This window comes from Paenibacillus sp. SER-28 (assembly GCF_052906305.1).
Map to the genome: position 1 here is coordinate 89,830 of NZ_JBRECM010000014.1, position 7,866 is coordinate 97,695.

The following is a 7,866-nucleotide window of genomic DNA, read 5'->3' on the forward strand; positions in this document are numbered from 1 at the left end:
GAATTATATTCTTACAGGACTTCTTGCTCTTCAATTTGATGGAGGTGGGGAAATTGAGTTTTACAGAAGAACTCCGTCGGCAGGCGGACGGCATTTTTCAAGCGATTTTTGAGCACCCCTTTGTGAGAGGTATTGCTGAAGGAAGTTTGACAAGGGGACAGCTGATTCACTATGTAAAACAGGACTTTGAATATTTGAACGCCTACATGCGGATATACGGCATCGCAATCTCCAAATGCACGAATCGGGAGGATATGGCTGTATTTAATGAACAAATCTCTTTTATTCTCCACAGCGAGGTTCATCCGCATCAAAATTTCTGTGCTGTCGCAGGGGTGACCTATGAAGAGTTGCAGGGATATCCGCTCGCTCCGTCGGCTCATCACTATATCCGTCACATGCTGACGGTTGCGCATGAGGGTAGCCTGGGCGAGATCTTGGCTGTGCTGCTGCCATGTATGTGGACGTATGCCGAGATTGGTCGCAGGCTGCTGGATGAAGTAAAGCCGGATGAGTCTCATCCGTTCTATGAATGGATTGGCTTCTATGGAGACCAGCTTGATGATACAACACTCAAGTTCCGAGAACGTGTAGATGCTTGGGCGGAAGACGCAACGGCTGCTGAGCGGGAGCGGATGATTGAGCATTTTATACTGAGCTGCCAGCTGGAATATAAGTTCTGGGACATGGCTTATAAGCAGGAAGAATGGCCGGTCCAGATGCAGGCAGCGGTCTTGGAATAGTCAGCCTGGCGATTCGATGTGTGAAGTACGGTTAATGCCCTGTTGAACTACCAACTATAGAGAGGATAATCATTATGAGTACATGGAAAAAAAGTTATTCGGATCTCCTGACGAAGGTACAAAACAGCAAACCCCTCGTTCACAATATGACCAATGTGGTAGTCACCAACTTTACGGCCAACGGCCTGTATGCATTGGGCGCCTCCCCGGTGATGGCCTATGCACCTGAGGAAGTAGCAGATATGGCAAAAATAGCAGGTGCCGTCGTGTTAAACATCGGTACACTGAACCGCGAACTGGTGGATGCCATGATCATTGCTGGACAATCGGCGAATGCACACGGTGTTCCGGTGCTGCTAGATCCGGTCGGTGCGGGAGCAACGAGCTTTAGAACTGAATCGGCACTGCGAATCCTGAGTGAAGTCAAAATCTCATTGGTGCGGGGCAATGCAGCCGAAGTCGCACATCTTGTTGGAGAAGCGCGTGAGATTAAAGGCGTAGATGCCGGTGACAGTGCTGACAGCGGCCATGTCGATCTGGCAATTCGGGCTGCTCGAACGCTCAATACGATGGTTGTCATTACTGGAAAAGAGGATGTCATCACCGATGGGGCCGAAGCACGAATGATTAGCGGCGGAGACGCGCTCCTCACGAAGGTAACCGGAGCAGGTTGTCTGCTGACCTCTGTGTTAGGTGCCTTTGCAGCTGTTGAACCCAACCTGCTGCTCGCCGGTACAGCAGGTTTGGCATTTTACGGTGCAGCAGCTTCTCGAGCCGCAGCACGTACCGCAGAGCTGGGGCCCGGCAGCTTCCAGATTGCCTTTCTCGACGAGCTGGCCAAACTGCATACAGGTTCACTAGAGGGGCATGTCTCGATCCATGAAGCCGGAACAACAGCAGCAGGTGGTGCGCGATGACAGACGTTCGTGTACCCAGAGCGCTGACGATTGCTGGTTCAGACAGTGGCGGCGGGGCTGGAATTCAAGCTGATCTCAAAACCTTTCAAGAACTTGGCGTGTACGGCATGTCGGCTATTACGGCCATTACCGTACAGAATACCTTAGGGGTCCACGGCGTATATCCGCTACCAGAGGAAGCAACAGCGGAACAGATCGAAGCTGTAGGATTAGACCTTGGAGTGGATGCCCTGAAGACTGGCATGCTGTTTAATGCCGGCATCATCCGTCTTGTGAGCGAGCAGATCCGAAAGTTCGGCTGGAAAAAGGTCGTCGTCGATCCCGTGATGATTGCCAAGGGAGGCGCTGAACTGCTGCAGCTGGAAGCGGTGCAGGCTTTGAAGGACGACCTGCTCCCCTTGGCCCTGGTCGTTACACCGAATATCCCGGAGGCGGAAGCCCTGACAGGGATCAGTATCCATACGATGGAGGATCGCCGCGAGGCTGCGAGACATATTAGCAGTATGGGACCAAAATTCGTTGTGATCAAGGGTGGTCACGCTGACGAGAGCGAGAGCAGCGGACAGATTGTTGACCTGCTTTTTGACGGAACCGCCTTTATAGAGCTGAGCGGCAAGCGAGTACGGACTGTTCATACACACGGAACAGGGTGCACTTTCTCGGCAGCGATTACCGCGGAATTAGGGAAAGGGATGTCCGTACCGGAGGCTATCTCGAATGGTAAAGCCTTCATCCAGGCGGCGATTGAGGATACGTTGTCTCTGGGACAGGGACACGGCCCAACCAATCATTGGGCCTACCGCCGTCGTCAGGAGATGCTTCTATGAGCGGCAGAATATTGTCAGAGGTGGTGCGCCGCCATCTACAGATATACCTGGTGCTTGGAAGCGTGAATTGCCTCGCGGAACCAGGCTGGGTCGTGCAGGAGGCTCTGGCTGGCGGGGCAACCATGGTCCAGTTCCGAGAAAAGGGTCTCGGCGCGTTAACGGGCGTTCCTATGTTCGAACTCGCGCGCCAGCTACAGGAACTGTGCCGTCACGCTGGTGTCCCCTTCATCATCAATGACAATGTGGAGTTGGCTCTTGAACTCGACGCCGACGGTGTTCACATCGGTCAGGACGATGAATCCGCCGATTCCGTCCGCGAGCGAATCGGAACTCGAATTTTAGGCGTCTCCGCCCATACCATCGAGGAAGCACGTCGAGCCATCCTGCAAGGTGCTGATTATCTCGGCGTCGGACCCATCTATCCCACCATCTCGAAAGATGATGCCCGTGCCGTACAGGGACCGGCAATTTTATATGAGATGCGTAAAGCGGGAATTGATGTGCCGATTGTTGGGATCGGAGGTATTACAGTGGACCGTGTTGAGGAAGTCGCACGTGCAGGTGCAGATGGTGTAGCGGTGATTTCAGCCGTGACACAGACAGAGCAGGTTAGAGATGCGGTCAAGGAATTAAAGAAAAATATGGTCTCATTTCTCAATGATCCGATCTACATGTTTGATATTGATTCAACAGATCATCCAGCTTTTTAGATTGTTCTATTACTTTAGGATGTGTTAAAAATCCATACTTTTTCTGGACCTGGTACAGTTTCTTCCTAGCTCTTTCGACACAAAGTAAAGTCACACTTTGATTCATCAGCATGATCCCTCCTATATGTCATATTTTATAACAAAAAGACGTTTTTTGGATTTCCAAATGATGCGCCTAATAAAAAAGAACATCCCAAAAGTTTGCATAAACAGCGAAGCCCCAAAATCCACGTAAAAAAGCCTCCGTCTCCACTAATAAAGCGGGACCGAGGCTTTTTTCATAAAAAGATTCAATGAATATTAGAACATACAACCTAACCGTTTTAAGCACCTCCAATTTGTACTTGAGGCGTTATTCTTTGATTTTGGTTATGCGACTGAACAGGCATTGCTAAAATAAACAAGAAGCTAGCTGCGATGACCAGCAGAATCATTTTTTTCAACATTGTCTAACCACACCTTTTCTAATAGTTTGAAATACTCTTCCCTCGTTTCGGGAAGCGCATGTGCTTGGAAATGTGCAAAAAGTCCCGTACAGTTTATAAAATAAGTCTCATTATTTAGTATGTGGGCTTTTACCAATGCATATATTAAGTGTTTAAAGCCATCATTGAACATTCCCCGTCTTAAATAGTAATAAGCCAGTTCGTAACCAAACCATGCAAAATAATCCGGCATCACTTGTTGGGTGTACATATCAGTAGATTGTGATAGCAGAGCAAAAGAATTAATCTCCACTTCAAAACGTGAAAGGACATCATTGATATCTATTGCATATCGGTTAGCAGCTATCATAACGTTCAGCAACTTGGATAGCTTTTCATTCTCGGAAGTGATTGATGTGGATGCAATATATTCAACATAATGAGGAAGCACATTCGTATCTCCAGATAGGAGTTTATTTACATAAGTATTACCTTCTGCCCAATGCTTGAACAAGTTGACCCAGTGTTGGGTTTTCTGGTCTGTCTCGATCACCCAATCTAAATCTGCGTAGGCATTTGTAAATTGTAATGCTTGCTGATAATCGCCTTGGGCTTCACAGACACTCGCACACAGTAAATCAGCATAGGTAATGTACACAAACATCGGGCGACTCAGCCTCTTTTCAGACTCCTCCCACTCTCGCTTTTTCTGTTGATGTTTCAAAGAATACTGGATCTCCGCTTTGGCTCTCATTTTTCGAGCAGTTGTATCGAGCTTGTCCCATTCACGCAGAGAACGATACACATTCGCCAAATCTTTTAACGCATCGAGTTGATCTATTTCATTCAGACGTTCGACAAAGGGTTCAAATCGTGTAGCCGCCTTGAGATTTCGGATCTGATTGTTACCCACCTGAATGGTAAACAGACGATACTGACAGATAGCCAAACGTTCAGAATGCTGGTACTTCTCGCCTTCCGCAATCCCTTCGTAGAGCAACAATGCAGCATTGTGCTGACCTTGTGCGAATAATTTTTCTGCTGCATCAAATAACTTTGGGGAATATAGAAGGTTGTCCATAATATGTCCCACTACAAGCTGGATAGCATCCAACTTGTCCAGTTCCGCACAGCGAAACAACAACGGCTCAATTCGCCTCCAATCCGGGGAACGCTCAATGATGTAGTTATCTATGTATAGTTCGTAAAAAAAACCTTCTGGTAGTCCCATAGCCCAAGTGATTCGATCAAGCTGATGTATAGCAACAGGACGATGCTTGGCAATCCAATTATTAAGTGTTCTTTGATGAACACCTGAATGTTCGGCAAATTGTGCCAGCGTCAAATTGTTTTCCCCTAAATAATCCTCTAACTTCGTCAAAATCGTAGGTGTATGTCCCAAGTCATAACCACCCTTCATACAAAAAATCCAAATTTTATACTTTCACCTCAAATTATTCACCAAGTTTTAACATGTGTCAACATTTTTCTTCCATTATTCATACTATATAAACTTGAATATGGAAATTAATAACCACTAACATGAAGTCCCTTTTGGAATCAGGTGGTCGCTCGCTCTACTAATTTGAATTCCAGATGATGTATCGTTTCATCCAGCCCTTCGAGGGCATTTCGAATCATAATGAACGCATTCTCAGCTTGCTTGTCTATCGGGTAATGGATCGTAGTTAAATCAAGCAAATGCGAGATTTCGGTGTTGTCAAAGCCTACTACTGCAAAATCACTCGGTACAGAAACACCTAGCCTACGCGCTTCAGTCAAAAGACCTGCTGCCAAATAATCGGTAGAACAGGCAAAGGCGTCCGGCCTGTCAGTTTGTGCTCGTTCTGCCCACCAATGAGCTATTTGTTCACCAGCTGCTATTGAATTTAAATCATAAAAATGCGGGAAGGCCTCAGCGTCCAAATCATATTTTTCGCAAAAGTCATGATAAGCTCGAATGCGTTCTTTTGTATTCAACCCCCGCATGCTGCCGTACACATTCACAATTTTCCGATATCCTCGGGCGTACAAATGTTCCAATGCCAGCGTATAGCCCTGATACTGATCCATAAATACAGACGGGATTGCCTCAATGTTTACACGCTGCCAGGTCACAATCGGACCATATTTTGTATAATGCTCAATCACACTCCACTCATTGACACGAATCATGCAGACCAAGGCGTCCAGTTGCTTTCTCCGCAACATTTCCAGCGCCTCAAGTTCTCGCCCCTTCTCCCCATTCGTAATAAACAGCGCTATATTAAAGCCATGCTCCTGGGCATACATTGTAAATCCACGCACAAATAAACCCAATGAATCATTAAAAGAAAGTGAAATAATCCCTATGAGCTTGGTCATGCCCTTTTTTAACGATACCGCATTTAAATTAGGAACATAATCCAGCCGATCTATGACCTCCTGCACACGCTGCCTTGTGGGTTCACTCACGTACGGATGGTTGTTAATGACACGGGATACCGTAGCCGAGGATACCCCCGCCAGCTTTGCAATTTCATGAATATTCGCCATTTTTCTCACCTCGTTCTTTCTATTTTAGCATGTTCGTGTCTAGCATGTTCGTAGTGTCCGCCCTATAATTGTCACCTTCCCAAAATAAGTTTTTTAAAAGCGCTTGACCTGTAATGCATTACAGGGATTACAGTGAATTTGTGCTTAAGAAAGCGGTTTACAAAACATACTTAGGAGGCACTAACTATGAAAAAAGGCATAAAGATTGCAACCATTGGCGGAGGCTCCAGCTATACACCAGAACTAGTAGAAGGCTTCATCAAACGTTATGCAGAGCTTCCCATTCGGGAATTGTGGCTGGTAGATATTGAGGCAGGACGTGAAAAACTGGAGATCGTAGGTGCTATGGCCAAACGGATGGTGAAGGCCGCAGGCATTGATTGTGAGGTACATTTGACGCTGGATCGTCGGGAAGCGTTGAAGGACGCCGATTTTGTAACGACCCAATTTCGGGTAGGCTTGCTGGAAGCCCGGATTAAGGATGAAAGTATTCCGTTAAAACATGGCATGATCGGTCAGGAGACCAATGGGGCCGGAGGAATGTTCAAAGCGTTTCGCACCATACCCGTTATCCTCAGTATCGTCGAAGATATGAAAGAACTATGTCCGAATACATGGTTGATTAATTTTACCAACCCTGCGGGTATGGTCACCGAAGCCGTGCTTCGTTATGGTCAGTGGGATAAAGTCATCGGATTATGTAATGTTCCAATCGGCGCGATCAAGAGTGCATCAGCTGTGCTGGACAAACCGGAAGAAGAGCTGTTCTTTAAATTTGCAGGGATTAACCACCTTCATTGGCACAAGGTTTATGACAAAACAGGGGCCGAATTAACAGAGCAAGTTATTGAAGGACTGTACGCTCCGGGTGCAAAACCAGAGAAAGTCGTTGAAAATATTAAGAACATGCGCTTCCTGTATGATCAAGTTCGTCAATTGAAAATGCTGCCTTGTCCTTACCATCGGTATTACTATATGACGGATAACATGCTCAAGGAAGAATTAGAGGAAGCCAAAAACGAAGGAACTCGGGGCCAAGTGGTCAAACGTCTGGAAGAAAGTCTGTTCGAACTGTATAAAGATCCGAATCTGGATTACAAACCAGAGGAATTATCCAAACGCGGTGGTGCGCATTACAGCGATGCAGCCTGTGAAATCATTAATTCCATTTATAACAACAAAGGCACATTGATGGTCGTTAGTACGCGTAACAATGGTGCGATTGATGATGTTCCTTATGACAGCGCCATCGAAGTGACCAGTGTTATTCGCGCCCACGGTGCCGAACCTGTCAACTTTGGCAAATTCCCACCTGCACAGCGGGGCTTGCTGCAAGTAATGAAGGCAATGGAAGAGCTGACGATTGAAGCGGCGGTCACCGGTGACTATGCAACCGCACTGCAAGCCTTCACCCTGAATCCGCTCGTACCAAGCGGGGACATTGCTCAAACCGTACTGGATGAATTGCTAGAAGCACACAAAGAGCATCTGCCTCAATTCTTTGCTCATAAGGAGAAGGCGACGGTATAAAGCTAGAATCAATTATCCTGCTGGAACACAAAAAAGCTTCCTACATGTAGGAAGCTTCAGGCTGTCGAGAAAGTCTCGACAGCTTTTTTTATGTTCAATTTGTTTAAGACGACACCGCGTTAATGTTGTATAATATAGGTAACTATTGTAGAACGGACGGTGTTGATATGCTGCGACCT

General features: G+C 46.7%; 8 protein-coding genes. 5 read left to right on the forward strand and 3 right to left on the reverse strand.

The window, feature by feature from the left end; genetic code table 11:
• The first annotated feature begins 53 nt into the window (after positions 1–53).
• The 4 genes from tenA (at position 54) to thiE (ending at position 3,197) form a co-directional block, all read left to right on the forward strand.
• Entirely contained in the window at positions 54–743 is a 690-nt protein-coding gene (gene tenA / locus ACUYLD_RS23355; RefSeq protein WP_250260555.1) for a thiaminase II, read from the forward strand.
• A gap of 74 nt (positions 744–817) precedes the next feature.
• Positions 818–1,660 (forward strand): hydroxyethylthiazole kinase, encoded by an 843-nt coding sequence (thiM, locus tag ACUYLD_RS23360; protein WP_196765428.1) that lies wholly within the window; start codon positions 818–820, stop codon positions 1,658–1,660.
• Positions 1,657–2,487, forward strand: a complete 831-nt coding sequence (gene thiD / locus ACUYLD_RS23365) for a bifunctional hydroxymethylpyrimidine kinase/phosphomethylpyrimidine kinase (protein ID WP_446676101.1) — start codon at positions 1,657–1,659, stop codon at positions 2,485–2,487. Before thiM ends, thiD begins: the two co-directional genes overlap by 4 nt.
• A complete protein-coding gene (gene thiE, locus ACUYLD_RS23370; protein WP_446676102.1) occupies positions 2,484–3,197 on the forward strand; it encodes a thiamine phosphate synthase in 714 nt (237 codons plus the stop codon). Before thiD ends, thiE begins: the two co-directional genes overlap by 4 nt.
• On the opposite strand, the gene ACUYLD_RS23375 is transcribed toward thiE, so the two are convergent.
• From ACUYLD_RS23375 to ACUYLD_RS23385, 3 genes are all read right to left on the reverse strand, one after another.
• A complete protein-coding gene (locus tag ACUYLD_RS23375; protein ID WP_080682975.1) occupies positions 3,142–3,309 on the reverse strand; it encodes an aspartyl-phosphate phosphatase Spo0E family protein in 168 nt (55 codons plus the stop codon). The two genes, thiE and ACUYLD_RS23375, sit on opposite strands and share 56 nt — an antisense overlap.
• A 296-nt stretch (positions 3,310–3,605) precedes the next feature.
• Entirely contained in the window at positions 3,606–5,042 is a 1,437-nt protein-coding gene (locus tag ACUYLD_RS23380) for a helix-turn-helix domain-containing protein (protein WP_446676103.1), read from the reverse strand.
• 140 nt (positions 5,043–5,182) lie between these two features.
• Positions 5,183–6,157, reverse strand: a complete 975-nt coding sequence (locus ACUYLD_RS23385) for a LacI family DNA-binding transcriptional regulator (protein WP_061828852.1) — start codon at positions 6,155–6,157, stop codon at positions 5,183–5,185.
• Positions 6,158–6,343: 186 nt separating this feature from the next.
• On the opposite strand from ACUYLD_RS23385, the gene ACUYLD_RS23390 reads away from it, so the two are divergent.
• On the forward strand, positions 6,344–7,687 hold the full coding sequence (locus ACUYLD_RS23390; protein WP_446676104.1) for a 6-phospho-beta-glucosidase: 1,344 nt from the start codon (positions 6,344–6,346) through the stop codon (positions 7,685–7,687).
• Positions 7,688–7,866: the final 179 nt, after the last annotated feature.

Bases quoted from the DNA above. Each gene is read 5' to 3' on its own strand.
- ACUYLD_RS23380 (WP_446676103.1), bottom strand. From the start codon at position 5,042: ATGAAGGGTGGTTATGACTTGGGACATACACCTACGATTTTGACGAAG.
- thiD (WP_446676101.1), top strand. From the start codon at position 1,657: ATGACAGACGTTCGTGTACCCAGAGCGCTGACGATTGCTGGTTCAGAC.
- thiE (WP_446676102.1), top strand. From the start codon at position 2,484: ATGAGCGGCAGAATATTGTCAGAGGTGGTGCGCCGCCATCTACAGATA.
- ACUYLD_RS23375 (WP_080682975.1), bottom strand. From the start codon at position 3,309: ATGCTGATGAATCAAAGTGTGACTTTACTTTGTGTCGAAAGAGCTAGG.
- ACUYLD_RS23390 (WP_446676104.1), top strand. From the start codon at position 6,344: ATGAAAAAAGGCATAAAGATTGCAACCATTGGCGGAGGCTCCAGCTAT.
- ACUYLD_RS23385 (WP_061828852.1), bottom strand. From the start codon at position 6,157: ATGGCGAATATTCATGAAATTGCAAAGCTGGCGGGGGTATCCTCGGCT.
- thiM (WP_196765428.1), top strand. From the start codon at position 818: ATGAGTACATGGAAAAAAAGTTATTCGGATCTCCTGACGAAGGTACAA.